General features: G+C 64.1%; 24 protein-coding genes, 1 tRNA gene and 1 pseudogene. 13 read left to right on the top strand and 13 right to left on the bottom strand.

What is annotated here, in order from left to right:
* Window positions 1–46: 46 nt before the first annotated feature.
* The gene (rpmB, locus tag GR158_RS17745; RefSeq protein WP_064331573.1) at window positions 47–337 is read left to right on the top strand and encodes a 50S ribosomal protein L28; all 291 of its coding nucleotides are present in this window, start codon (window positions 47–49) and stop codon (window positions 335–337) included.
* A gap of 115 nt (window positions 338–452) precedes the next feature.
* Window positions 453–1,091: a VUT family protein gene (locus tag GR158_RS17740; RefSeq protein WP_160872028.1), complete on the top strand. Its 639-nt coding sequence runs from the start codon at window positions 453–455 to the stop codon at window positions 1,089–1,091.
* A gap of 53 nt (window positions 1,092–1,144) precedes the next feature.
* Here the strand turns inward: GR158_RS17740 and GR158_RS17735 are convergent, their stop codons facing one another.
* The 4 genes from GR158_RS17735 to GR158_RS17720 form a co-directional block, all read right to left on the bottom strand.
* Window positions 1,145–2,179, bottom strand: coding sequence for an esterase-like activity of phytase family protein (locus tag GR158_RS17735; protein ID WP_371731740.1), 1,035 nt, complete (start codon window positions 2,177–2,179; stop codon window positions 1,145–1,147).
* A complete protein-coding gene (gene cobT, locus GR158_RS17730) occupies window positions 2,169–4,067 on the bottom strand; it encodes a cobaltochelatase subunit CobT (RefSeq protein ID WP_160872027.1) in 1,899 nt (632 codons plus the stop codon). The genes GR158_RS17735 and cobT overlap by 11 nt, the downstream gene beginning before the upstream one ends.
* A 16-nt stretch (window positions 4,068–4,083) precedes the next feature.
* The gene (gene cobS / locus GR158_RS17725) at window positions 4,084–5,082 is read right to left on the bottom strand and encodes a cobaltochelatase subunit CobS (protein WP_134649404.1); all 999 of its coding nucleotides are present in this window, start codon (window positions 5,080–5,082) and stop codon (window positions 4,084–4,086) included.
* Window positions 5,083–5,198: 116 nt separating this feature from the next.
* Window positions 5,199–5,831 (bottom strand): DnaJ domain-containing protein, encoded by a 633-nt coding sequence (locus GR158_RS17720; RefSeq protein ID WP_134649405.1) that lies wholly within the window; start codon window positions 5,829–5,831, stop codon window positions 5,199–5,201.
* Window positions 5,832–5,944: 113 nt separating this feature from the next.
* Here GR158_RS17720 and GR158_RS17715 point away from each other — a divergent pair, with 113 nt between their 5' ends.
* Window positions 5,945–6,223, top strand: coding sequence for a BolA family transcriptional regulator (locus GR158_RS17715; protein WP_160872026.1), 279 nt, complete (start codon window positions 5,945–5,947; stop codon window positions 6,221–6,223).
* Window position 6,224: 1 nt separating this feature from the next.
* Here the strand turns inward: GR158_RS17715 and GR158_RS17710 are convergent.
* From GR158_RS17710 to GR158_RS17700, 3 genes and pseudogenes are all read right to left on the bottom strand, one after another.
* Window positions 6,225–7,148 (bottom strand): annotated as a pseudogene (locus GR158_RS17710) (transporter associated domain-containing protein); the annotation flags it as partial.
* A complete protein-coding gene (gene aroB, locus GR158_RS17705) occupies window positions 7,106–8,233 on the bottom strand; it encodes a 3-dehydroquinate synthase (protein ID WP_134649408.1) in 1,128 nt (375 codons plus the stop codon). The gene aroB and the pseudogene GR158_RS17710, both read right to left, overlap by 43 nt.
* A 10-nt stretch (window positions 8,234–8,243) precedes the next feature.
* Window positions 8,244–8,822: a shikimate kinase gene (locus GR158_RS17700; RefSeq protein WP_134649409.1), complete on the bottom strand. Its 579-nt coding sequence runs from the start codon at window positions 8,820–8,822 to the stop codon at window positions 8,244–8,246.
* Between the two features lie 129 nt (window positions 8,823–8,951).
* Here GR158_RS17700 and GR158_RS25190 point away from each other — a divergent pair, with 129 nt between their 5' ends.
* The 5 genes from GR158_RS25190 (at window position 8,952) to GR158_RS17680 (ending at window position 12,990) form a co-directional block, all read left to right on the top strand.
* Entirely contained in the window at window positions 8,952–9,101 is a 150-nt protein-coding gene (locus GR158_RS25190; protein WP_134649410.1) for a hypothetical protein, read from the top strand.
* Window positions 9,098–10,045, top strand: a complete 948-nt coding sequence (gene xerD / locus GR158_RS17695; protein ID WP_160872024.1) for a site-specific tyrosine recombinase XerD — start codon at window positions 9,098–9,100, stop codon at window positions 10,043–10,045. Before GR158_RS25190 ends, xerD begins: the two co-directional genes overlap by 4 nt.
* Before the next feature lie 78 nt (window positions 10,046–10,123).
* Entirely contained in the window at window positions 10,124–11,077 is a 954-nt protein-coding gene (locus GR158_RS17690; protein WP_134649412.1) for an acetyl-CoA carboxylase carboxyltransferase subunit alpha, read from the top strand.
* 192 nt (window positions 11,078–11,269) lie between these two features.
* Complete coding sequence (locus GR158_RS17685; RefSeq protein ID WP_160872023.1) at window positions 11,270–12,745, top strand: murein L,D-transpeptidase family protein; 1,476 nt, start codon at window positions 11,270–11,272, stop codon at window positions 12,743–12,745.
* Window positions 12,742–12,990, top strand: coding sequence for a sulfurtransferase TusA family protein (locus GR158_RS17680; protein ID WP_134649414.1), 249 nt, complete (start codon window positions 12,742–12,744; stop codon window positions 12,988–12,990). The genes GR158_RS17685 and GR158_RS17680 overlap by 4 nt, the downstream gene beginning before the upstream one ends.
* Before the next feature lie 127 nt (window positions 12,991–13,117).
* Here GR158_RS17680 and GR158_RS17675 read toward each other — a convergent pair whose 3' ends face one another.
* Together GR158_RS17675 and GR158_RS17670 are read right to left on the bottom strand one after the other, a co-directional pair.
* On the bottom strand, window positions 13,118–14,290 hold the full coding sequence (locus tag GR158_RS17675) for a GTP-binding protein (RefSeq protein WP_160872022.1): 1,173 nt from the start codon (window positions 14,288–14,290) through the stop codon (window positions 13,118–13,120).
* Between the two features lie 30 nt (window positions 14,291–14,320).
* A complete protein-coding gene (locus GR158_RS17670) occupies window positions 14,321–15,436 on the bottom strand; it encodes a D-alanyl-D-alanine carboxypeptidase family protein (RefSeq protein WP_134649416.1) in 1,116 nt (371 codons plus the stop codon).
* Between the two features lie 131 nt (window positions 15,437–15,567).
* On the opposite strand from GR158_RS17670, the gene GR158_RS17665 reads away from it, so the two are divergent.
* Together GR158_RS17665 and GR158_RS17660 are read left to right on the top strand one after the other, a co-directional pair.
* Entirely contained in the window at window positions 15,568–16,740 is a 1,173-nt protein-coding gene (locus tag GR158_RS17665) for a M20 aminoacylase family protein (RefSeq protein ID WP_160872021.1), read from the top strand.
* Window positions 16,741–16,815: 75 nt separating this feature from the next.
* A tRNA-Arg gene (locus tag GR158_RS17660) sits at window positions 16,816–16,892 on the top strand.
* A gap of 12 nt (window positions 16,893–16,904) precedes the next feature.
* Here the strand turns inward: GR158_RS17660 and GR158_RS17655 are convergent.
* Together GR158_RS17655 and GR158_RS17650 are read right to left on the bottom strand one after the other, a co-directional pair.
* A complete protein-coding gene (locus GR158_RS17655; RefSeq protein ID WP_134651377.1) occupies window positions 16,905–17,288 on the bottom strand; it encodes a CAP-Gly domain protein in 384 nt (127 codons plus the stop codon).
* A 20-nt stretch (window positions 17,289–17,308) separates the two neighbouring features.
* Window positions 17,309–18,025 (bottom strand): META domain-containing protein, encoded by a 717-nt coding sequence (locus GR158_RS17650; protein ID WP_134651379.1) that lies wholly within the window; start codon window positions 18,023–18,025, stop codon window positions 17,309–17,311.
* 190 nt (window positions 18,026–18,215) lie between these two features.
* Between GR158_RS17650 and dxr the strand changes: the two genes are divergently transcribed.
* A complete protein-coding gene (gene dxr / locus GR158_RS17645; RefSeq protein WP_160872020.1) occupies window positions 18,216–19,391 on the top strand; it encodes a 1-deoxy-D-xylulose-5-phosphate reductoisomerase in 1,176 nt (391 codons plus the stop codon).
* Between the two features lie 16 nt (window positions 19,392–19,407).
* Here dxr and hemA read toward each other — a convergent pair whose 3' ends face one another.
* Both hemA and GR158_RS17635 read right to left on the bottom strand, forming a co-directional pair.
* Window positions 19,408–20,622 (bottom strand): 5-aminolevulinate synthase, encoded by a 1,215-nt coding sequence (hemA, locus tag GR158_RS17640; protein WP_160872019.1) that lies wholly within the window; start codon window positions 20,620–20,622, stop codon window positions 19,408–19,410.
* A gap of 213 nt (window positions 20,623–20,835) precedes the next feature.
* Complete coding sequence (locus GR158_RS17635) at window positions 20,836–21,102, bottom strand: hypothetical protein (RefSeq protein ID WP_160872018.1); 267 nt, start codon at window positions 21,100–21,102, stop codon at window positions 20,836–20,838.
* Here GR158_RS17635 and GR158_RS17630 point away from each other — a divergent pair.
* Both GR158_RS17630 and GR158_RS17625 read left to right on the top strand, forming a co-directional pair.
* Window positions 21,089–21,352: a YMGG-like glycine zipper-containing protein gene (locus GR158_RS17630; RefSeq protein WP_064331830.1), complete on the top strand. Its 264-nt coding sequence runs from the start codon at window positions 21,089–21,091 to the stop codon at window positions 21,350–21,352. The genes GR158_RS17635 and GR158_RS17630 overlap by 14 nt on opposite strands.
* 257 nt (window positions 21,353–21,609) lie before the next feature.
* Window positions 21,610–23,532 (top strand): autotransporter assembly complex family protein, encoded by a 1,923-nt coding sequence (locus GR158_RS17625; protein ID WP_160872017.1) that lies wholly within the window; start codon window positions 21,610–21,612, stop codon window positions 23,530–23,532.
* Window positions 23,533–23,541 lie beyond the last annotated feature (9 nt).

Genomic DNA, 23,541 nt, shown 5'->3' with positions numbered 1-23,541 from the left:
CGCTGCCGGAAACGTGTTGTCCTGAACAAGAACAAATAGGTGTACCATGTCCCGTAGTTGCGAATTGACCGGCAAGGGCGTCCAGTCGGGCAACAATGTGAGCCACGCAAACAACAAGACGAAGCGCAAGTTCCTGCCGAACCTGTGCAATGTCACGCTGATTTCCGACGCCCTCGGCCAGCGTTTCCGTCTTCGCGTTTCGGCTGCTGCCCTGCGCTCCGTCGAGCACCGCGGTGGCCTCGATGCCTTCCTTCTGAAGGCTGAAGAGAACGAACTGTCGATGCGCGCTCGTCTGCTGCGCCGCCAGATCGCCAAGAAGACCGCTGCTGCTGCCTGATTTCAGGCACTGAGCCAACGCATTCTCATTGAGGCTTGACCGGTCATCGGGCAGGCCTCAATGCGTTGAGCAAATCATTCTCAATCCAACTGGTGGCATCACCCAGGATAAAAAAATGCAGGCGAACCGCATTACCCTTATCTATGTCCTCCTGATGACCGCCGTGGTCGTCGCCTCCAACGTGCTGGTGCAATACCCGCTGTCGGGAGAGCTCTTCGGCATCGCGCTTGGCGATCTTCTGACCTACGGCGCGTTCACCTATCCCGTCGCCTTTCTCATCACGGACCTGACCAACCGGCAGTTCGGCCCGCGCGTCGCGCGCCGGGTCGTCGCGGCGGGTTTTGTGGTGGCGGTGGCCTTCTCGTTTGCCGTGTCGATGCCGCGCATCGCGATTGCCTCCGGCTCGGCGTTCCTCGCCGGCCAGCTGCTCGATATCGCGGTCTTCAACCGGTTGCGCCGGCAGAGCTGGTGGCGCGCGCCGCTAATCGCCTCGCTGATCGGTTCGGTTCTGGACACGGTGATCTTCTTTTCCTTCGCCTTCGCGCCGGTCTTCTCGATCTTCGGGCCGAATGATGATTTCGCCATCGCCTGGGCGCCGATCCTCGGCATCTTCCAGGCCGAGGCGCCGCGCTGGATTTCATGGGCCATGGGCGACTTCTCGGTGAAGGTGCTCGTCGGCGTGGTCATGCTGCTGCCCTATGGCGCGCTGATGACCAAGCTGAAGCCGATGCCCAGCGTCGAAAAAGTCGCCTGAGAACATCTTTAGCTACCGGATGATAGCCGCCCGCCCGAAAGCGGGCGGCTTTTTCAATCGGGAAGCAGCCGGAATTCCAGCATCAGGTTGCGCTGGAGAATGGAGTGGTTGTCGTCGGACACGACAATGATCCGGATATCGTCCGGCCCCATCACCACCACGTCCAGCCCTTCCATATTGTCGATCTGCTGGCTGAGATCGGCGTCGATCAGCACTTCGCCATCGACGACCGCGCCGGGCCGGATCGTATCGCCGTCGATACGGCGGATGCGCATGCCCATGCCGTCCGCCAGGCGGAACCGCCGCTCCAGGAGGATCAGGTCGCCGTTGGGCAGGAAAGCGCCGTCGGTGATGTCCCAGGGATCGTTGCGCTTGACGAAGAAGATGCCGGCGCGCGGTCCGGAGAGCACGGCGGCGAAGACATTGCCGTCGGGATCGAGGCTGCGTTCGGTGACGGTGACGAGCGCGCCAGCCAGCGGCCCGGCCGCAGGCGACAGGGCAAGCGTCTCCATGCCGCGGTTGAAGCGCAACTCCTTCGGGCCGATCAGGAAGGGGATGCGGCGCTTCGGCCGCGCCTCCATGAAGCCGGGATCGGGATAGGCGTCGATCCGGTGATAGACCTCGAAGGAAACCAGTGCCTCCCCATCGACGAGTGCGAGTCCTTCGGCATCCATCCTGTTCTTGACGCGCTCGTCCTGGCCGTTGCGGTCGAACATGGAGCGCGTTTTCACGTCGGTGATGCCGCTCAACCGTCCCTCGGCATCGCGTTCGATGCGGCCGGTCAGCCAGTGGCCGGTATCGAGCACGGTGACGAAATGTTCGCGATCCCCGCGAAAACGGATAGCCGAGATGGAGCCGAGCAGGTTGGTGCTCGAGGTGTAGCTGATGCCGCCGAGGAATTCGAGCTTGCCGAAGACGCGCCGGTCCGATCCGAGCATGAACTGCGAGAAGGCGCGGTTGACAACGGGGACATCGATGACGTCGGCTGCGGCCGGGTGCGCGGCGGGCAGGCAAAGGGCGGCGCAGAGCGCCGCACCTGCAAGCCGTTGCAGCAGGGATTGCCGGGCGGGCGCCGGACTAGCCCGCACGGCGGCGGGCCGGGCGGCTGCTCGTCGTCTCGTCGGCGAAGAGGGAGGCAAGCTGCTCCGTCATCGCGCCGGCCAGTTCGTCGGCATCGACGATCGTGACGGCGCGGCGGTAGTAGCGCGTGACGTCATGGCCGATGCCGATGGCCAGAAGCTCGACCGGCGAGCGGGTTTCGATCTGCTCGATGACGGCGCGCAGGTGCCGTTCGAGATAATTGCCGGGGTTCACCGAAAGCGTGGAATCATCGACCGGCGCGCCGTCGGAAATCATCATCAGGATACGGCGCTGCTCGGGCCGCGCCAGAAGGCGATCATGGGCCCAGATCAGCGCTTCGCCGTCGATGTTTTCCTTGAGCAGGCCCTCGCGCATCATCAGGCCGAGGTTGCGGCGGGCGCGCCGCCACGGCGCGTCGGCAGCCTTGTAGACGATGTGGCGCAGGTCGTTGAGGCGGCCAGGCGATTGCGGCTTGCCGCTGCCGAGCCACTTCTCGCGCGACTGGCCGCCCTTCCAGGCCTTGGTGGTGAAGCCGAGGATCTCGACCTTCACGCCGCAGCGCTCCAGCGTGCGCGCGAGGATATCGGCGCAGGTGGCGGCAACGGTGATGGGCCGGCCGCGCATGGAGCCGGAATTGTCGATGAGCAGCGTCACGACCGTATCGCGGAAGGTCGTGTCCTTCTCGCGCTTGAAGGAGAGCGGCTGCATCGGATCGATGATGATGCGCTGCAGGCGGGCGCTGTCGAGATAGCCTTCCTCGAGGTCGAATTCCCAGGCACGGTTCTGCTGCGCCATCAGTCGGCGTTGCAGGCGGTTGGCGAGGCGGCCGACGGCGCCCTGGAGATGGGCGAGCTGCTTGTCGAGGAAGGCGCGCAGGCGGTCGAGCTCCGCCTCGTCGCACAGCTCCTCCGCGGTGATGGTCTCGTCGAATTCCTGCGTGAAGACCGTGTAGTCGACCTTCTCGTTGAAATCGGAGAACGGCTGGTTGGGGCGGCGGACTTCACCGGGCTTGTCCGTTTCGTCGCCGTCATCGTCAGCGAGATCGTCGTCGGAGATTTCCGCGCCGTCCATCTCGCCTTCTTCCATCTGCTCGTCGGACGTCTCGTTCTCGTCGGCAGGGGCGCTGTCGTCGCCGGCGTCTTCCTGGCTCTCGCTGTCCTCCTGCTCGTCGCTGCGCGGCTGGTTCTCGTCCTCGGGCGTCTGGCTGTCGTCGGGCTCGGTCTCGTCGTCGCCGTACTGCTCGGCGACGTTCATCGATGCGAGCATGCTGCGCACGACGCGGGAGAAGGCCTGCTGGTCGTTGATGGCGGCCGACAGGCCCTCCATGTCCTTGCCGGCCTTGTCGGTGATGAAATCGCGCCAGAGATCGACCACCTGGCCGGCGGATGCGGGCGGGGCCTGCCCCGTCAGCTTTTCGCGCACCAGAAGCGCCACGGCCTCCTCGAGCGGCGCATCGGCCTGACGGGTGATCGCGCCGAAATTGGCCTTGGCGTATTTTTCCGACAGCACGACGTTCAGGTTCTGCGCCATGCCCTGCATGCGATTGGAGCCGATGGCCTCGACGCGCGCCTGCTCGACGGCATCGAAGATGGCGCGGGCATCCGCACCCTGCGGCGACATGGTGGCGTGAACGCGGGCGTCATGGCAGGCCTTGCGCAGCGCCATGGAATCGCCGAGGCCGCGGGTGAGCGCGACTTCGGCCGGCGAGGGACGCTTGCTGAGTTCCGGCAGGCGGATGCGCTCGCCCGTCATGCCGGGGCGTTCGTTGGCGAAGGTGACCTCCACCTCCGCATCGCCGGAGACGGCGCGCACACAGCCCGTCACCGCGCGGCGGAACGGTTCCATGTCGACCACGCCGCCGGGCCTCGGTTTCGAATTGTCTCCGCGAGCTGCCATGCGCTTCTACCGGGCCTCAGGCCGTGGCCTCCAGCACGATATTGGCCGCACTCTCCTTCAGCTCGATGCCGAAGGCGCGCTGGTAAAGTTCGGCAACCAGCGTGCGTTCGAGTTCGTCGCACTTGTTGAGGAAGGTGACGCGGAAGGCGAAGGCGATATCACCGAAGATTTCGGCATTCTCTGCCCAAGTGATGACGGTACGCGGGCTCATGACCGTCGACAGGTCGCCATTGATGAAGGCCGCACGGGTGAGATCGGCGACGCGCACCATGCGCGAGATCGTCTCGCGACCGTCCTTTCCTGCGGCAAGGCGCTTCACCTTGGCGGCGACGATGTTCACTTCGTTGTCGTGCGGCAGGTAGTTCAGCGTGGTGACGATCGACCAGCGGTCCATCTGCGCCTGGTTGATCTGCTGCGTGCCGTGGTAGAGGCCCGTCGTGTCGCCGAGGCCCACCGTGTTGGCGGTGGCGAACAGGCGGAAGGCGGGATGCGGGCGGATGACGCGGCTCTGGTCGAGCAGGGTCAGGCGGCCCGAAGACTCCAGAACGCGCTGGATGACGAACATCACGTCCGGGCGGCCGGCATCGTATTCGTCGAAGACGAGCGCGACATTGTGCTGGTAGGCCCAGGGCAGGATGCCATCCTTGAATTCGGTGACCTGAAGCCCGTCCTTGACGACGATGGCGTCCTTGCCGACGAGGTCGATACGGCTGACATGGCTGTCGAGGTTGACGCGCACGCACGGCCAGTTGAGGCGGGCGGCGACCTGCTCGATATGGGTCGACTTGCCGGTGCCGTGGTAGCCGGACACCATGACGCGGCGGTTATGGGCAAAGCCCGCGAGGATTGCCAGCGTGGTTTCGCGGTCGAACAGGTAGTCCGGATCGAGGTCCGGCACATAGGCGTCCGCCTTGGAATAGGCCGGAACCCGCAGGTCCGTATCAATGCCGAAAACCTCCCTTACGGAAACCGTGGTGTCCGGGAGGTTGGAAATATCGAGATCCATCTTGCTCATCACGTCTCCGCGGGCGGCGGGCTTTCCTCCACCCAATGTCTGTTGCCGGCGATGCTCGTCTGTTTCGACCGCATTCATGCGATGCCGGGCGTCAATCCGCCCGGCCGCAAAATGCTCTAGCAGAAGCCGGCCTGCTTTAACAATTGATATGCTTGGATGACCGCCCGAAAACGCTCTTCCGAGCCCCTATCACCGCCATTTGCATCCGGGTGATGCTTTTTGACAAGCGATTTGTAGGCCGACTTGATGTCCTCGCTCGTCGCATTCGCGGAAAGACCGAGCGTATCGAAAGCCTTGGCCTCCAGCGTCTTCAGCTTCCTGGCGCGCGGCTCCATCTGCGGGCGGCGGCCCTTGTTCTCGTTGAAGAAGCCGAAGGGATCGCGAATGCGCTGATTTGCCCCGGCCGAGCCCGAGCGCACATTGCCCTGCGCCGGCCCGTTCTTGGACGCCTTGTTGACGCCGATGGTCCAGGTCGGACGGTGGCCGGTGATGGCTTCCTTCTGGTAGCGCGCGATCTCGCCGTCCGAGAGGCCGGAGAAGTAGTTGTAGCCCTTGTTGTATTCCTTCACATGCTCGAAGCAGAACATGAAATACTGGCCTTCAGCATTGCGGCCCACGGGCGCGCGATGCACGGCATTCTCTTCGCAGCCGTCCCACTGACAGATCGGCGCGGAGCGTTCCGGACGCTCCACGCGCCGCTTCGTGCGAATGCGGTCGAAGTATTTGGAATCGAGTTTCATGGCGCTCATTATGGGGTTGCAGTGGGCCCGCAACAAGAATTGACAAAGCGGATTGTTGCTGGCTTTGTGAAACTATTTTGTTGCGTTGCGACAAGCGCCTTTTCCAACGCCAAGGTTCTCCAATGTCCGTAAAATCCAGTATCGCCGGGAAGCTCGAAGCGGCCTTTTCGCCCGAACGCCTCGAGGTCATCAACGAGAGCCATCTGCATGCCGGCCACCATGGCCATGACGGCGAGGGCGAGACGCATATGCGCGTGCGAATCGTCTCGGCCGCGTTTGCCGGCATGGGCCGCGTGGCACGCCACAGGGCGATCAACGATCTCGTGGCGGCGGAGTTCGAGGCTGGTTTACATGCCCTGGCCGTCGAGGCTGCGGCGCCGGGAGAGCCGACGCGCTGGTAGGTCAGGCCGCGGGCTGATCAGCGTCGGCCGGGCGGATGCGCAGTCGGGTCACGCGGTTCTTCACCCGCTTCATGACGATGAACCGCTTGCCGTAGAAGGTGAAGGCCTGCCGTTCCTTTGGAATGGACTTCGATTCGTGGATGACGAGGCCGGCAATCGTCGTTGCTTCCTCATCCGGCAGGTTCCAGCCGAAGGCACGGTTGAGGTCGCGGATCGGGACGCTGCCATCGACGACCAGCGAGCCATCGGCTTCGCGCCGCACGCCCTGGACGTCGACATCCTTTTCATCGGAGAGGTCCCCGACGATGACCTTCAAAATATCCTGAAGCGTGACGAGGCCCTGCACCTCGCCGTACTCGTCCACGACGGTGGCGAAATGCTCCTTGCGGCGCAGGAAGGCGGTGAGCTGTTCCTTCAGCGTCGTCGTGTCCGGTACGAACCACGGTTTCTGCGCGACCTTGGTGATATCGAGGTTCTTCGGCTCGATGCCCGGCTCGGCCAGCGCGCGCAGGAGGTCCTTGGCGTGCACGACGCCCACGATGTTGTCGACCGAACCGGACCAGAGCGGCATGCGCGTATACGGGCTTTCCAGCACGGCCCTGACGACTTCTTCCGGAGGATCGCCGGCATCGAGCCCGCGCATGGTCGTGCGGTGGATCATGATGTCGGACACTTCGAGCGAATCGAGATCGAGCGCGCTCAGGAGCCTTTCCCGGTCGGGCCTTGCCGGCGCGCCGTCGCCCTGGCGGCGTTCGCCCTCCGCCTCGCGCGCATCCTGATGGTTGCGCCACCGGAACAGCAGGATGACGAGAAGGATGAAGCCGAGGACAACGACGATCACCGGCCAGGAGAAGGGAGCGAGCGCGACGGGCGTTTCGCTGTTCATGTCGGCAGCTTTTCCTTGAGGAAGGCGATGACTTCGGATTGCGGCACGTCATCGGCGACGAAGGACTGGCCGACGCCGCGCGTGAGGATGAAGGTGAGCTTGCCGGCCTTGACCTTCTTGTCCTGCGCGATGGCGTCCATGAGAACCTCCGCCGGCGGCAGGCTACCGGGAATTTCGCCCATGGTGGTGGGAAGGCCGACCGCGCGCAGATGCGCCTCGACGCGCTTGCCGTCGTCGGGGCTGCACAGGTTCATGCGGGCGGAAAACTGGTGCGCCAGCACCATGCCGATGGACACGCCTTCACCATGGACGAGGCGGGCGCTGTCGTAGCGTGTCGCCGCCTCCAGCGCGTGGCCGAAGGTGTGGCCGAGATTGAGCAGCGCGCGCTGGCCGTTTTCCCGTTCGTCGGCCGCGACCACGTCGGCTTTCGCCTGGCAGCTCGTGGCGATCGCTTCGATACGGGCCTCGCCGCCGGCAAAGACGGCCTGCCAGTTCCCTTCGAGCCAGGCGAAGAAGTCCGGCTTGTCGATGAGGCCGTATTTGGCGACTTCGGCATAGCCGGCGCGGAATTCGCGGGGCGAGAGCGTATCGAGCACGTCGGTATCGGCGAGCACGAGGTCGGGCTGATGGAAGACGCCGATCAGATTCTTGCCGTGCGGGGAGTTGATGCCGGTCTTGCCGCCGACGGAGGAATCGACCTGTGCCAGAAGCGACGTCGGGACCTGGATGAAGCGCGAGCCGCGGCGCACGATGCCGGCGGCAAAGCCGGTGAGGTCGCCGATCACGCCGCCGCCGAGCGCCACGACCGCGTCGTTGCGCTCGATGCGCGCGGCCAGCACGCTGTCGCAGACGCTGATGAGATGTTCGAAGCTCTTGGTCTTCTCGCCGGCGGGCAGCACCAGCGAGACGGCGTCGATGCCTTCGGCCTTGAGGGCCGCCATGAAGCCGTCGAGATAGAGCGGGGCGACGTGTTCGTCGGTGATGACGGCGATCTTGCGGCCCTTCAGGCGAAGCGCGATCTCGCGTCCCGCGGCGGCGATCAATCCCGGGCCGATGAGGATATCGTAGGAGCGGTCGCCGAGGTCGACCCGCACGGTACGGCGCGCGGTAGCTGAAACGGTCATGGCTATCTCGTCATATCTTGCGGGTGGCGGCGATCGCGGCAAGCACCTCGTCCACCATGGTTTCTTTTCTCACATCCCGCGAAATGACCGTAACCTCGGCTTCCGCATAGATCGGATAGCGGGCGTTCATGAGGTTTTCGAGCGTCTGGCGCGGATTTTCCGTCTTCAGCAGCGGGCGGGTGTCGCGCTTGCTGACCCGCTCCCACAGCACGTCGAGATCGGCCTTCAACCAGACGGTCAGCCCGCCGCGCTTGATGTGACGGCGCGTATTCTCGTTGATATAGGCTCCGCCGCCGGTGGAGACGACGCGCGGTCCCGAGCGCAGGAGCCGCTTGATGACGCGGGTCTCGAGCGCGCGGAACTCGGCCTCGCCATAGGTGGCGAACAGGTCGGGGATCGACATGCGCGAAACGCGCTCGATCTCGTGATCGGAATCGACGAAGGGAATACCGAGCGCCTGCGCGCTCATGCGCCCGATGGCCGACTTGCCGGCGCCCATAAGGCCGATCAGCACGAGGTTGCGTTTGCCGAGGGCGGCACGGGCCTCTGCGGCAAGCGTAAGGGGGGGCTGTTCGATCAGCTCGGTCATTGCGTTTTCCGGGTTTTCGTCCCTTTCCGTATCGACAAAGCGCCGGAAGCGTCAAGCCTGCGTGACCATCCATCCCTTGCACTGGCGGCAGGGCGGGGCGATATAGAGGGCGTTGCCCCGGAGACCGCCATGCCCACCCTGTTCCGATTCCTGTTCATCTGCGCCGTGATCGCCGGATCGATCTACGGGATCATGGTGGCGCTGGTGACCTTCGTCGAGCCCAGTGAGCGCGAGGTCACGATCCGGATCCCGTCCGAACGGGTCAATCCACCGCAATGAGGGATCTGTCAGCGCTTCAGGTCGAATCCTTCCTCGAAATGATGAGCGCCGAGCGCGGGGCCGCGACGAACACGCTGCAATCCTACGAGCGCGATCTGGAAGACGTGAAATCGTTCCTCAATGCGCGCGGCGTGCGCCTGACGGACGCGGCGCCGGACGACCTGCGCGCCTATCTCGGCCATCTCGCCAAGCAGGGCTTTGCAGCGTCTTCGCAGGCGCGGCGGCTTTCGGCGTTGCGGCAGTTCTTCAAGTTTCTCTACGGCGAGGGGCTGCGCGGCGACGATCCCACCGCCATCCTCGATGCGCCGAAGAAGGCGCGTTCGCTGCCCAAGACGCTGTCCGTCGACGATGTCACGCGTCTCATCACGCAGGCCGAGACGGAAGCAGGCGAGCCGGGCGGCAATCTCCTCCTGAAGCGGCGCATGCATCTGCTCGTCGAACTGCTCTATGCCACGGGCATGCGTGTCAGCGAGCTCGTCTCCCTGCCGGGCAGCGTGCTGGCGCAAACCGGGCGGTTCCTCGTGGTGAAGGGCAAGGGCAACAAGGAGCGGCTGGTGCCGCTGTCGCGCGCCGCCGTCACCGCGATGGAGGCCTATGGCGAGGCGCTGGCGGCCGAGATCGGCGACGATCCGGCGACGGGCGATTTCCTGTTTCCGGCGCAGAGCAAGGAGGGGCATCTGCCCCGGCAGGTCTTCGCGCGCGATCTGAAGGCACTGGCCGGACGGGCGGGCATACGTGCCGCGACGCTGTCGCCGCATGTGCTTCGCCATGCTTTTGCCAGCCATCTGCTTCAGAACGGCGCGGACCTGCGCGCCGTGCAGGAACTGCTGGGCCATCAGGACATTTCGACGACACAAATCTATACGCATGTGCTGGAAGAACGGCTGCACGCGCTCGTTCAAAACCATCACCCTCTTGCCAAACAGGCGAAAAAAACGGATTAGGACCCCCATCGCTGGCGACTGGCCCTCTGGCCGACGGCAGCCTGGCGCGGTTTGAGCAAACGATCGGAAACGCATCTCATGCACAATTACCTCGATTTCGAAAAGCCCATCTCGGATCTCGAAGGCAAGATCCACGAGCTGCGCAAGCTCGCCGAAGAAGATGAGAGCATCGACACGAGCGACGAAATCGGTCGGCTGGAAATCCGCGCCCGCGAGGCCATGGCCGATATCTACGCCAAGCTGACGCCCTGGCAGAAGACGCAGGTCGCACGCCACCCGCAGCGTCCGCATTTCGTCGATTATGCTGCCCAGCTGTTCGAAGAGTTCACCCCGCTTGCCGGCGACCGGAAGTTCGCCGAAGACGAGGCGATCCTGGCGGGCCTCGGCCGCTTTCGCGGCGAGGCCGTCGCCGTCATCGGCCAGGAAAAGGGCAACGACACCAAGTCGCGCCTGAAGCACAATTTCGGCAGCGCGCGCCCGGAAGGCTACCGCAAGGCCATCCGCGTCATGGAAATGGCCGACCGTTTCGGCCTGCCGGTCATCACGCTCATCGACACCGCCGGCGCCTATCCGGGCATCGGCGCGGAAGAGCGCGGTCAGGCGGAAGCCATCGCCCGCTCGACGGAGATGTGCCTCAACGTCCGCGTGCCGATCGTCTCGGTCGTGCTGGGCGAGGGCGGTTCGGGCGGCGCCATCGCGATCGCCACCGGCGACCGTGTCTACATGCTGGAGCATGCGATCTACAGCGTCATTTCGCCGGAAGGTGCGGCCTCGATCCTGTGGCGCGATTCGACCCGCGCCAAGGAAGCGGCGAGCAACATGAAGATCACGGCCGAAGACCTGAAGGCCTTCGGCATCATCGACGGCATCATCCCCGAGCCGATGGGCGGCGCGCACCGCGATCCGCAGGCCGTCATCGCCCGCACGGGCGACGTGATCGCCTCCTCGCTGAAGGATCTCTCGGCAAAGACGGGCGACCAGCTGCGCAAGGACCGCCGCCAGCGCTACCTCAATATCGGCCGGCAGCTCTGATCGGGGCGGCGCCCGCGCCGCCTTTGCCGCATCTCGGCCATATTCCTTGTGTCTGAAACGGTTGCAGCCGGCGTTCGGCTGCGCGAAGGAATTCCCGGTTAAGCATTTATGAAGTATAAGCCGGTAACGACAGTCCGTCCCGCCCTGCCGGTACGACGGCTTGCGATCTGACGATAGCTCACGGACCCCTGCATGCGCCTGTCTGTTCTCGCCGCTGTTTCATTTCTCGCCGTGGCTGCCGCGGGATGCACCAACGAGACCCTCGATTCCTTCGACAAGGTCGATGTGGACATCTCCAAGGTCTCGTCCAAGACCAGCTATCAGCTGTCGCCGTCCATCGTGAGCAAGCTCGCGTCGATGAAGATCGACCGTTCCTCGCCCATCATGCTGCGCATCTTCAAGGAAGAGGGCCGGCTCGAACTTTGGAAGGCCGACCGCACCAACCGTTTCCAGCTGGTGCGCAACTACAAGATCTGCGCCTGGTCCGGCAAGCTCGGCCCGAAGATGAAGGAAGGCGACCGCCAGGCGCCGGAAGGATTCTACCCGCTCTCACGCGCGAACATGAATCCGAATTCGAGCTATTTCCTGGCAATCAACACGGGCTTCCCGAATACCTATGACCGCGCCAACAAGGCGAGCGGCACCAACCTCATGATCCATGGCGCATGCTCTTCGTCGGGCTGCTACTCGATGACCGACGAGCAGATGCTGGAGATTTTCGCCTTCGCGCGCGATGCCTTCGACGGCGGACAGAAGTCCGTTCAGCTCCAGGCGTTTCCGTTTCGCATGACGGCCGAGAACATGGCGCGTCATCGCGACAATCCCAATATCGAATTCTGGAAGATGCTGAAGGTCGGCTATGACCATTTCGAGGTGACGAAGCGTCCGCCAGAGGTGAATGTCTGCGAAGGCAAATATGTCTTCAACCAGCAGGCCGACAAGCCCTTTTCGCCGACCGGTTCCTGCCCAGCGATGAGCACGCCCGGTGCGCTCCAAACGGCGCTTGCGAGCTACAACAAGACCTATGCGACCGCCTATGCCAAGGCGATGAGCAAATATGCCGGCACCGTCTGGATCGAGCCGTCGGAGGCCCAGCGGAAGGCCATCGTGGCCGATCAGCGCAAGGGCCGCGAGCTGGCTTATGCGCCGACGGGCAATTCTCTCGATGCCGGCAAGCTGATGACCGAGCGCGAGATCGCCGAACAGAAGCGCAAGGCCGAAGAGGCCGAGCGGCGCAAGGTCGAGGCTGCCGAACGTGCGGTGCGCGAAGCCGAGGAAGCCAAGAACAAGGCGGCCGCCGATTTCGCCGCCGACGTCGCCGCCACCAAGGCGGAAAAGCAGGCGAGGGGCGTAGGCTCCCTGCCGGTTCCGGAACACAATCCGGGGATCGCCTCTGCCGTCGAGAAGAAGGAAAAGAAGCCCTTCTGGAAGCTCTTCAGCCAGGATAGCGAGCTGCGCGAAGCCCAGCAGGTCCAGCCGGTCGTCAACGAAAGCGCTGCTCTTCAGGCCGATCAGGGCTCTGGAGAGGCCGGCAAGACCGCAAGGACCGCGGCTGTCGCGCAAGAGACGGACGCCGTGGCCACCCTTCCTGTCGCCGGCGGCGAAGCGGGCCAGCAGGTGGTCGAGCAGACGCAGAAAAAGCCGTTCTGGAAGTTCTGGCAGAAATGACCGACATCGCGGCGCAGGACGACGCCGAGGTCTATGACCTGCGTGGCCTGAAATGCCCGCTTCCGGTCATGAAAGCCCGCAAGCGGCTGTCGACCATGCGCGGCGGCGCAGCCCTCTGGGTCGAGACGACGGATCCGCTCGCCGTCATCGACATTCCGCATTTCTGCAACGAGGACGGCCATGCGCTTGAGGCAAGCGAGCGCGTCGAGAACGGTCACCGCTTCCTGATCCGCAAGAAGACCTGAGCCCTGGCGCGCTTGGATTATCCGTCCGTCCGGAAGGGCTGCCTTTGGAGAATGCCATGATGCGCTTGAAAGCCTAGGGCATCGGCAGGGCGGCTTGGCCGCCCTGCTCCGGCCTTCGAGACCGCTGCTAGAGCTTCAGGCCGGGAATGGCGAGCGGGTTGTCGGCAAGGGCGGCGCGGTCCGGGCGGTCGATCTTCGGCGTGCCGGTGAAGGCGTCGAAGAGGTCGCGTACGAAAGCCTCCGGCAGATCCTTCGTGATCAGCACCAGGCGCGTGCGGCGCTCGGCGCCCTCCGGCCAGGCGGGCAGCCGCTCGGGCGGGTGGAACACGCTCTGCACGCCATGCAGCACCAGGGGCCGTTCCGGGCTGTTTTCCATCAGCACGATGCCCTTCATGCGCAGCAGATTTTCGCCATGGGCGGAGCGCAGGAGATCGATGAACATTTCCAGCGCCATCGGATCGATCGGGCGGTCGTGCACGATGCTGAACGAGCGGATCGTCGCGTCATGGCGCGTGACGTCATGGGCGTGCTGGTGGCCGTGGTCGTGGTGGTGCCCATGATCGCAACCGTGGTCGCAATGCTCATGGTGGTGATGATCATGCGCATGATGATGATGGTGGTCGTGCGCCTCGTCATGCAGCCAGCGGCGGACGTCCGGGATCTTGCTGCCGGGGTCGTAGAGGCCATTGGCCAACAGGTCAGGGCTGGCCAGGCCGGGAGCATCGACGTCGGATACGGCTGCGCGCGGATTGAGCGCGGCGATTTCCCGGCGCACGGCGTCGAGCGTCGCCGTGTCGGCAAGCGAGGCCTTGCTGATCAGCACACGGTCGGCCACGGCCACCTGCTTGACGGCTTCCGGATGGTTGGCAAGCGTCGAAAGGCCATTGACGGCATCGACGACGGTGATCACGCCATCAAGGCTGAAGGATTGCGAGAGGACAGGATTGCCCATCACGGCCTGCAGCACAGGTGCGGGATCGGCGAGGCCCGTCGTCTCGATCACGACCCGTTTCAGCGGCTGGATCTTGCCCGTCTGCATGCGATCCATCAGATCGGCCAGCGTATCGACCAGCTCGCCGCGGATGGTGCAGCACAGGCATCCGTCCGAAAGCTCGATGATGCCGTCGCCCGATTGCTCGACCAGCAGATGGTCGATGCCGACCTCGCCGAACTCGTTGATGATGACGGCCGTATCGGTGAGCGCGGGATCCTTCAGCAGGCGGTTGAGCAGGGTCGTCTTGCCGGCGCCCAGGAAGCCGGTCAGCACGGAAACCGGCACCCGCCGTTCAGCGATGGTCATGGTCGCTCCAGTTCAGAAACTATGGGCCAATCAGAAGGTGGGGCGCGGGATGGGGACGGGGACATTGGCGATATCGCCCACGCCATTGGACGCGACCGTCTCGACACCGTCGGGCTTGGCCGTATCGCCGCCTCCCAGGAGGCCGGCGAAAACGAACCGCAGAGGGCGGTCCAGCTCGTGAATGTAGGGCGAAGCCAGTTTCTGGCGTCCGGCCTCGTCGCGGCCTTCGCTGCGAACCTTGGCGGCGTGCTTGGAGCAGATTTCCTGCGAGATGTCGGCGACGACGTCGCGCGTTTCACCGTAGGGTCTCAGCTGGCCGAGCGTGGGAACATTGCCGGGGCGCCCCGTCAGGCCCTTCTGCAGCATGCCGGCGGAGATGTCGGCGCGCGCGCCGAGGCTTTCGGAGCCGAGCACGACCGAAACGACGCTGCGGCCATTGCGCGTGGCGGACGAAACCTGGTTGAAGCCCGAGGCGCAGATGAAGCCGGTCTTCATGCCATCCGCGCCATCGAAGCGGCCAATCAGCATGTTGAAATTGGGATATTGCTTCTTGCCCGTCGTGAAGCCTTCCAGCGCGAAGTAGGAAGCGTATTGCGGGAATTCCCGCTTCAGCGTGACGGCGAGCACCGCGAGGTCACGGGCGGTCGTGTACTGGCCCTTGCCGGGCAGGCCGTTCGGATTGATGAAGCGCGAGGAACTCATGCCGATGCGCCTGGCCTCGGCGTTCATGCGCTCGACGAAGGCCGGTTCGGACCCGGAAATCGATTCGGCGATGGCGACGGACACATCATTGGCGGACTTGACGAGGATGATCTTCAACGCACTGTCCAGCGTCATCCGTTGGCCCGGCTTGAAATACATCTTGCTCGGCGGTTCGGCGGCGGCGTGCTTGCTCATCGTGACCGGGCTGTCCAGCGTGATCTCGCCCGCCTTGACGGCGCGGAAAACCGTATAGGCGGTCATGAGCTTGGTGAGCGAGGCCGGATACCAGCGTTGGAAGGCATCCTCGTGTTCGATGACCTGGAGCGTGTTGACATCCACCAGCATGCGCGGGCCGGCCATGGTCGCCGTTGCGGAGAAGGTGGCTGCAAGCAACAGGGCGGAGCCCAGAAGGCGCGCGCCCATGCGCGTCGTACGTCCGTTCATCTGCAAAGATCTGTCCTCGAAATCGGGAGTTGTCTCGAACCGTCGCCCTATTTAACCTATATGGCACCGTGATGGCAAAGCCATCGAGAGCCGATGGCCGAATTTCAGGCCGAAATGACAGGACGTGTTGCATGCCGATTCTGAACCGTGCCGCAGAAATGCAGGATGAAATCGCCGGATGGCGCCGGCACCTGCACCGGGAACCGGAACTGCTCTTCGCGGTGGAGAAGACGGCGGCCTTCGTGGCCGAAAAACTGCGCGAATTCGGCGTCGACGAGGTCGTGACCGGCATCGGCCGGACGGGCGTCGTCGGCATCATCCGTGGTAAGGGCGCGCCTGCCGGCGCGGGGCGCACCATCGGCCTTCGCGCCGATATGGACGCGCTGCCCATCGAGGAAGCGACCGGCAAGCCCTGGGCCTCGACCGTCAGGGGCAAGATGCATGCCTGCGGCCATGACGGCCACACCGCCATGCTGCTGGGGGCGGCCAAATATCTCGCCGAAACCCGAAACTTCACCGGCAGCGTCGCGGTGATCTTCCAGCCGGCGGAAGAGGGCGGCGGCGGCGGCAACGAAATGGTCAAGGACGGCATGATGGAGCGCTTCGGCATCGCCGAGGTCTACGGCATGCACAACCTGCCCGGCATGCCGGTCGGCGCTTTCGGGACGCGCCCGGGCCCCATCATGGCGGCGACCGATGAGTTCACCATCGCGGTGAAGGGACGCGGCGGCCATGCGGCGCTGCCGCACAAGACCGTCGATCCCATCGTCATCGGCGCGCAGGTCGTGACGGCGCTGCAGACCATCGTGTCGCGCGTCGCCGATCCCGTCGATTCGCTCGTCGTGTCCGTGACGAAGTTCAATGCGGGCTTTGCCCACAACGTGATCCCTGAAACCGCACAGCTCGCGGGCACCGTGCGTACGCTGAGCCCCGATATGCGCGAGGGGGCCGAAGCCCGCATCCGGCAGATCTGCGCCGGCCTTGCCGCTGCCCACGGTGCGGAGATCGTCGTGAATTACCACCGTAACTATCCGGTTACGGTCAATCATGCGGAGGAGGCCGGCCATGCGGTGGCCGTGGCGCGCGAGATCGCCGGCGACGCGTCGGTCGAACCCGCGATCGCGCCGATGATGGGCGGCGAGGATTTCTCCTACATGCTACTGTCCCGCCCCGGCGCCTTCATCTTCGTCGGCAACGGCGATACGGCCGGATTGCACCATCCCGCCTACGACTTCAACGACGACGCCATTCCCCATGGCGTGACCTACTGGGTCAAGCTCGCGGAAAGCCGCCTCGCCGCCTGACGAAAGCGAACGCGTCTTCGATCCACCGAAAATCGCTTGGCTTCACGCCAAGGCTTTTGTATGGGTGCAGTCAGTGGTCCCGTAGCTCAGCAGGATAGAGCACCAGATTCCTAATCTGGGGGTCCCGCGTTCGAATCGCGGCGGGATCACCATTTCCCGAAAGATCAGACGTCTTCCTTTTCACGCTCCGGCGTGACGACGCGTGGCTTGGGGCGTATGGCGGGCACGATGGAGGGTTTGGCGACGACCGTCTTCGGCTGCGGGGCCTTCATGCCGAGCATGTTGCGGATGCGGTCGGAGACCAGCGGACGGAACCGGCTGGCGCGGAAGGGCATGTCGACGGCGCCGTAGCCCTCCGGGCCATCATCCTTGCCGCGGTACAGTTCCATCAGCTTGATGCCGTAGAAGTCGCCATCGACATAGTGCCTGTAGTGGCCGGCCCAGCGCACCGTATAGACCTGCCCCTTGCGGATGCCCTGATCGATCGAGACGTTCTTGAAGCGGTCGTTGATGCAGACGACTTTCTGTCCGACCTGGAACGTGGGCATGGCGCTCTTCCTTCCGTCCGTCAGCCGGTCTTGCGGCAGATGACGCCGGGGGCGTTTTCGCCCTTCGTCAGGTCGTAGAGCGTCGCTTCGTCGCCCTTCGTCCACCATTCGAACTGGCCGCCGGCATATTTCGCGCCCGATGCCGCCATCACGTTGGATGCGATGAACGTTTCCTCGCCGCGGCGGATCACGGCCAGCGAATTGTCGCCGACATTGATATATTCCACGACGATCCGCAGGTCGTCGTCACACTGGTAGCTGATGGTCTCGCGCGCCACGCTCTGCTCCGGGCCGGGCAGGCGGATGACGATGTCGGTGTTGTTCTTCATCGCAGCGAGGCGAATCGCCGGCGCGCCTTCCTTGGCGGTGAGGTGCAGGATGCCGTTTTCGAGCTTCCACGACGTGACGGTGCCAAGCGCGTCGAAGAACTTCTGCTCCTGATCCATGATGGCGGGCGCGCACATCTTGCGGGTGGCTGCGGCCGGCGCGAAGGCGATGTTGCCGTTCTGCACCTTCAGCTTGCCGCGATAGGTGTTACAGCCGCCATTGCCGCCATAGGAGCCGTCCGGCTTGATCTCCAGCGTCGTCTGGAGATTGTCGATCACGCCGTTGCCGGCGATGTCCTCGGCGAGCCACGTTCCACCGAGACCACCGGGGACCGGCTCGTCGGCACAGGCCGGAGCTGCCGCCAGAATGGCAAGGCAAGCGAGGGTCCATACTCTCAGGCGTCGGTGCACAGGTTTCTCCAATCGCGTCCAGGGCGGCAGACCGTTTGCGGGGACGTTATGGCCGTCCGGGCGAAAAGGTCAAGCGGCGGGTGTCATAAGTCCGCCCAAGCCTTTGCTTTACAGCATTTCCATGACTTGTTGCAGGCGTCTTTCGCCTGTAGAGCCTCTTCTGACAAGAAGAAAACTGCGGATCCCCCTCATGGCTCTCGACGCGCGGCAAAAGCGACGCATCACCATTCTCGGCTCTACCGGCTCGATTGGCACCAGCACGCTGGACGTGCTGCGGCAGCTCGGCGGTCGCGACCGTTTCGACGTTCTGGCCGTCACCGGCAACGGCAATGTCGACCTGCTTGCCGCGCAGGCCAGGGAATGCGGGGCGCGACTGGCCGTGACGGCTGACGAGAACCGCTACGGCGCGCTCAAGGATGCGCTTGCCGGCAGCGGGATTGCGGTTGCGGCCGGGCGCGCGGCGCTTCTGGAGGCGGCGTCGGGCGATGCGGACTGGGTGATGGCGGCGATCGTCGGCACGGCGGGCCTTGCGCCGACACTGGCTGCGGCAAAGCGCGGCGCCGATATCGCGCTCGCCAACAAGGAGTGCCTCGTTTCGGCGGGCGACCTCTTCGTTCAGGCCGTCTCGGAGGGCGGCGGGCGGCTCATCCCCGTCGACAGCGAACACAGCGCGATCTTCCAGGCGCTGGAGGACGACCAGCGCCATGCGGTGGAGCGCATCGTGCTGACGGCCTCCGGCGGCCCGTTCCGCACCTGGAGCCGCGAGCAGATGGCGGGTGTCACGGCCGATATCGCGCGCGCGCATCCCAACTGGTCCATGGGCCTCAAGATTTCCATCGGCAGCGCGTCCATGTTCAACAAGGCGCTGGAGATGATCGAGGCGAAACATCTCTTCGATGTGCGGCCGGACCAGATCGAGGTGGTGGTGCATCCGCAATCGATCATTCATTCGATGGTGGGTTATGTCGACGGATCGGTGCTGGCGCAGCTCGGTGCGCCCGACATGCGCACGGCAATCGGCTATGCGCTGACCTATCCGCAGCGCTCACCGCTCGATGTCGAGCGGCTGGATTTCGCCAGGCTGTCCCGCCTCGATTTCGAAGCGCCTGACGAGACGCGGTTTCCGGCGCTTAGGCTGGCGCGCACGGCGCTCACGCGTGGCGGGCTTCAGGGCGCGATCATGAATGCGGCGGAGGAGGTGGCGTTCCACGCCTTCGTTGGCGGGCGCATCGGCTTCCTGTCGATGGCCGACATCGCCGAGCAGGTGATGGACAAGCTGGCGCATCTTCCGCCGGCGTCGTCCATGGACGATGTCTTCGCCGCAGACGAAGAAGCCCGGCAGGTGGCTGCCGGGCTCATCCGATAAATCTGGGTCGCCTTTATCAGGCGACGGCGCGGGCCAGCGCGCAACGCGACCACAGCGAATGCAGCGCGCCGACGAGGTGCTCGATATCGGCATCCGTGTGCAGCGGCGTCGGCGTGATGCGCAGGCGTTCCGTCTTGCGCGGCACGGTCGGGTAGTTGATCGGCTGGACATAGATGCCGAAATTGTCGAGCAGCAGGTCCGAAATCCATTTGCACTTGGACGCATCGCCCACCATCACGGGCACGATATGGCTCGGATTGGGCATGTGCGGAATGCCGGCGCGATCGAGCGCGGCGCGCAGCTTGCGAACGCGGTCCTGATGGCCGAAACGTTCGATCTGGCTTTCCTTGAGGTGGCGGATCGAGGCGAGCGCACCGGCGGCGAGCGACGGCGGCAGCGACGTGGTGAAAATGAAGCCGGACGCGAAGGAGCGTACGAAATCGCACAGTGCGGTCGAGGCGGCGATATAGCCGCCCATCACGCCGAAGGCCTTGGCAAGCGTACCCTCGATGACGGTGAGGCGATCCATCAGGCCGTCGCGTTCGGCAATGCCGCCGCCGCGCGGGCCGTACATGCCGACGGCATGCACTTCGTCGAGATAGGTCATCGCGCCGTACTTGTCGGCGAGGTCGCAGATTTCCTTGATGGGCGCGATGTCGCCATCCATCGAGTAGACGGATTCGAAGGCGATCAGCTTCGGCGCCTTCGGGTCGGCCGCCGCAAGCTTTGCTTCGAGGTCCTTCAGGTCATTGTGCTTCCAGATCACGCGCTCGCACTTGGAGTGGCGAATGCCCTCGATCATCGACGCATGGTTCCCGGCATCGGAGAAACAGATGAGGCCGGGGATCTTGGAACAGAGCGTACCGAGGGCGGCCCAGTTGGACACGTAGCCCGAGGTGAAGAGCAGGGCCGCTTCCTTGCCATGCAGGTCGGCAAGCTCCTGTTCGAGCAGCACATGGTAGTGGTTGGTGCCGGAGATGTTGCGGGTGCCGCCGGCACCGGCGCCACACTGGTCGATGGCGAGCTTCATCGCCTCGGTCACCTTCGGGTTCTGGCCCATGCCGAGATAATCGTTGGAACACCAGACGGTGACATCCGTCGGGCCTTCGGCCGTATAGCGGGTGGCCTTCGGAAAGCTGCCCTTCTGGCGCTCGAGGTCGGCGAAGACGCGGTAGCGGCCTTCCTGATGCAGGCTGTCCAGCTCGTTCTTGAAGAAAGTCTCGAAGTCCATCCAGAGTCTCCAGCCCGGCATCGTCCCGGGCATTATCGTCATTGACGGTCGTTCATCCGGCTATACCAGGCGCCGTTGCGCTGCAACGCATTCCGCTGCGGCAAATCGGCGCCACCTTTGAACCATTCCAATGTATGTTAGGTCCCCAAAGGCCACTTCCTGTTGATGCATGTCAAGTCTGCACGAAAAAAGGAACGGGCTGAACCCTTCGTTTCATCGAACCAGTTTCAGCTTTTTCATCGCAATGCGGCGATGGCCGAACGAGGGCGTAATAAACGGAATCGCAGGCATATTTATTCGGAGTCTAAAAAAATAGTTCGCCACCATAGACTTCCCCGTTTCGCGGTATATTTTCATCTCTGAACAGACATGCCCGTCGTGAGGCGGGCGCGTATGTTGGCTCAACAGAAGGGGATAGTTCGGACCTGGAAAACCGGGACGCAACTCAACTTTGGAGAACACCTTCATGAAGAAAGTCATTGCGCTCGTCCTGGTCGGCCTTGCTGTCGCCAGCTGCACGCAGACGGAAAAGGGTGCGGGTATCGGCGCCGTCTCCGGCGCGATCATCGGTGGCGCCGTCACCGGTAACGTCCGCGGTGCTGCCGTTGGCGCGGCCATTGGTGGCGTTTCCGGCGCTGTCATCGGCAGCGTGTCCGAGCAGCCCGGTCAGTGCTACTACCGTGACCGTTACGGCCGCCGTTACATCGACCGTTGCCCGTCCGGTTACTGATATCAGACAGATGCAACTTTTGCGAAGCCCCGGGGCATCCCCCGGGGCTTTTGCTTGTCCGGAAAAGGCACAAAATCACGTTCTGCGCTTCAAATCCGCGGTGCCTGCGTGTAGAACCGGCGTTAACATTACGGAAAACCTAACGCGTTAGGGTCTTTTCTTGCCTAAATGCTCCGAATGAATCGGAGCGCGCCTGGTCTGTGTCGGAAGCTGATGCGCATGCCGCACTTCGAGGAAAAGGCGACGGATAGCTGCGGATGCGGGATAAAGTGAACCGGCCGGAAAAGAGTTTTGCGTTTCTGAAGGCTGGCACCGCACTCGCGGTCGCTGCGGCGCTGGCCTGCGCGCCCGTTTCCGTCCGTCCTGCCATGGCGTTCAAGCTTTTCGGGATGAAGTTCTTCGAAAGTGACGAAGAGGCTGCGGCTGTCATCGATCCCGTCAATTATACGCTGACGCTCGATCCAGGCACGGATGACAGCGATCTCAAGGAAGCCATCGAGAACACGACGCGGCTCAAGCAGGACGAGGGCCAGCCGGTGTCCGGCGACCTTGGCCTCGTCATCAAGGCGCGCGACGACCGTGACCGCATCCTCGCCGCCCTCTACGAGAACGCCCGCTATGGCGGCGTGGTGAATGTCACCGTCAACGGGCAGGATCTCGATTCGCTGCCGCCCAATCCTGAGTTCAACGACCGCGCCGCCATTCCGGTGACGATCCGTGTCGATCCGGGGCCCGTCTTCACATTCGGCGATGTCGCCTTTTCCGGCGATGCCGACAGGTTCAATCCTGCGGATTACGGCCTCGTGGCCGGTGCGCGTGCGGATTCCACCGTCATCCTGAAGGCCGGCGAGAAGGTCGTCGTCGATCTCAAGGCCGAGGGCCGGCCGCTGGCCAAGCTTGTGGAGAGAAACGCGACCGCCGATCACAAGACCCGCACGGTGGATGTTGTCATCGCGGCGGAGGGCGGTCCGGTCGCACCGGTCGGCGAGGTGGGCGTAACGGGCACGAAAACGGTCGATGCGGGCTTCGTGCAGCGCTATTCGCGCATCAATGCCGGCCAGCCCTATTCGCCCGAGGCGCTCAACAAGGCTGCAGAGCGGCTGCGCACGCTCGGTGTTTTCTCCAGCGTGACGATCCGCGAGGCCAGCCAGCTCGCGCCGGATGGTTCGCTGCCAATGACCATCGAGGTCTCCGAAGGCAAGCACCGCTATTTCGGCGTCGGTGCGCAATATTCGAATACGGACGGTTTCGGCCTGCAGGGGTACTGGGGGCATCGCAACCTGTTCGGCCAGGCGGAATCGCTGCGTATCGAGGGTTCGGTCAATCGCATCGGCGAGTCCGACATCGGCGATTTGGACTACTCGACGGCCATCCTCTTTTCCAAGCCCGGGGCCTTCGGCCCGGCAACCACCTTCAACGCCAGCCTCAAGGCGGCGATCGTCGATCCCGACGCCTACAAGGCCTTCACCACGACGGCGGCGGCGGGGGTGAGCGTCGAGCTTTCCGACCGCGACACGGTGAGCGCCGGCGGCGAGGTGGCGTGGAGCAATATCGAGGACGTGTTCGGCAAGAACAAATATCTGACGGTGAGCCTGCCGATCGAGTATGTGCGCGATACCCGCAACGACAAGCTGAACCCGACGGAAGGCTACCGCTTCCTGATCAATGCGAAGCCGAGCTACGAGACCTATAACAAAACGTTCTTCTCCAGTTTCGAAGGCGCCATCACCGGTTATCAGGCGCTGGGCGCGGAGGAGCGCTTCGTGCTGGCCGGCAAGCTTTCTGCGGGCACGATCATCGGCGGCGACGAGCTTGCGGATATCCCGGCGACGCGCCGCTTCTTCCTGGGCGGCGGCGGCACGGTGCGCGGCTACGGCTATCAGGAGATTTCGCCCCGCAATGCCGACAACAAGCTGCTCGGCGGGCGCTCCTATGTGGCGGGCTCGGCGGAGGTGCGCATCGGCGTCACCGAAACCATCGGCGTCGTGCCGTTCATCGATGTCGGCACCGTCTCGACGGACGAGGTTCCCGATTTCAAGGATATCCGCGCCGGTGCCGGTATCGGCCTGCGCTACGCGACGCCGTTCGGGCCGCTCCGGCTCGATGTCGCGGTGCCGCTCAAGAAATATGAGGGCGGAACGTCCTTCGGGGTCTACGCCGGCATCGGCCAGTCGTTCTGACTGGCGCCG

It is taken from the genome of Shinella sp. AETb1-6 (assembly GCF_009826875.1).
Lineage (GTDB): Bacteria > Pseudomonadota > Alphaproteobacteria > Rhizobiales > Rhizobiaceae > Shinella > Shinella sumterensis.
This window is presented reverse-complemented; position numbering and strand designations above follow the sequence as displayed.

Excerpts from the sequence above, each read along its gene's own strand:
- rpmB (WP_064331573.1), top strand. The coding sequence starts at position 47 with ATGTCCCGTAGTTGCGAATTGACCGGCAAGGGCGTCCAGTCGGGCAAC.
- GR158_RS17740 (WP_160872028.1), top strand. The coding sequence starts at position 453 with ATGCAGGCGAACCGCATTACCCTTATCTATGTCCTCCTGATGACCGCC.
- cobT (WP_160872027.1), bottom strand. The coding sequence starts at position 4,067 with ATGGCAGCTCGCGGAGACAATTCGAAACCGAGGCCCGGCGGCGTGGTC.
- cobS (WP_134649404.1), bottom strand. The coding sequence starts at position 5,082 with ATGAGCAAGATGGATCTCGATATTTCCAACCTCCCGGACACCACGGTT.
- GR158_RS17720 (WP_134649405.1), bottom strand. The coding sequence starts at position 5,831 with ATGAGCGCCATGAAACTCGATTCCAAATACTTCGACCGCATTCGCACG.
- GR158_RS17715 (WP_160872026.1), top strand. The coding sequence starts at position 5,945 with ATGTCCGTAAAATCCAGTATCGCCGGGAAGCTCGAAGCGGCCTTTTCG.
- aroB (WP_134649408.1), bottom strand. The coding sequence starts at position 8,233 with ATGACCGTTTCAGCTACCGCGCGCCGTACCGTGCGGGTCGACCTCGGC.
- GR158_RS17700 (WP_134649409.1), bottom strand. The coding sequence starts at position 8,822 with ATGACCGAGCTGATCGAACAGCCCCCCCTTACGCTTGCCGCAGAGGCC.
- GR158_RS25190 (WP_134649410.1), top strand. The coding sequence starts at position 8,952 with ATGCCCACCCTGTTCCGATTCCTGTTCATCTGCGCCGTGATCGCCGGA.
- xerD (WP_160872024.1), top strand. The coding sequence starts at position 9,098 with ATGAGGGATCTGTCAGCGCTTCAGGTCGAATCCTTCCTCGAAATGATG.
- GR158_RS17690 (WP_134649412.1), top strand. The coding sequence starts at position 10,124 with ATGCACAATTACCTCGATTTCGAAAAGCCCATCTCGGATCTCGAAGGC.
- GR158_RS17685 (WP_160872023.1), top strand. The coding sequence starts at position 11,270 with ATGCGCCTGTCTGTTCTCGCCGCTGTTTCATTTCTCGCCGTGGCTGCC.
- GR158_RS17680 (WP_134649414.1), top strand. The coding sequence starts at position 12,742 with ATGACCGACATCGCGGCGCAGGACGACGCCGAGGTCTATGACCTGCGT.
- GR158_RS17675 (WP_160872022.1), bottom strand. The coding sequence starts at position 14,290 with ATGACCATCGCTGAACGGCGGGTGCCGGTTTCCGTGCTGACCGGCTTC.
- GR158_RS17670 (WP_134649416.1), bottom strand. The coding sequence starts at position 15,436 with ATGAACGGACGTACGACGCGCATGGGCGCGCGCCTTCTGGGCTCCGCC.
- GR158_RS17665 (WP_160872021.1), top strand. The coding sequence starts at position 15,568 with ATGCCGATTCTGAACCGTGCCGCAGAAATGCAGGATGAAATCGCCGGA.
- GR158_RS17655 (WP_134651377.1), bottom strand. The coding sequence starts at position 17,288 with ATGCCCACGTTCCAGGTCGGACAGAAAGTCGTCTGCATCAACGACCGC.
- dxr (WP_160872020.1), top strand. The coding sequence starts at position 18,216 with ATGGCTCTCGACGCGCGGCAAAAGCGACGCATCACCATTCTCGGCTCT.
- hemA (WP_160872019.1), bottom strand. The coding sequence starts at position 20,622 with ATGGACTTCGAGACTTTCTTCAAGAACGAGCTGGACAGCCTGCATCAG.
- GR158_RS17630 (WP_064331830.1), top strand. The coding sequence starts at position 21,089 with ATGAAGAAAGTCATTGCGCTCGTCCTGGTCGGCCTTGCTGTCGCCAGC.
- GR158_RS17635 (WP_160872018.1), bottom strand. The coding sequence starts at position 21,102 with ATGACTTTCTTCATGAAGGTGTTCTCCAAAGTTGAGTTGCGTCCCGGT.
- GR158_RS17625 (WP_160872017.1), top strand. The coding sequence starts at position 21,610 with ATGCGGGATAAAGTGAACCGGCCGGAAAAGAGTTTTGCGTTTCTGAAG.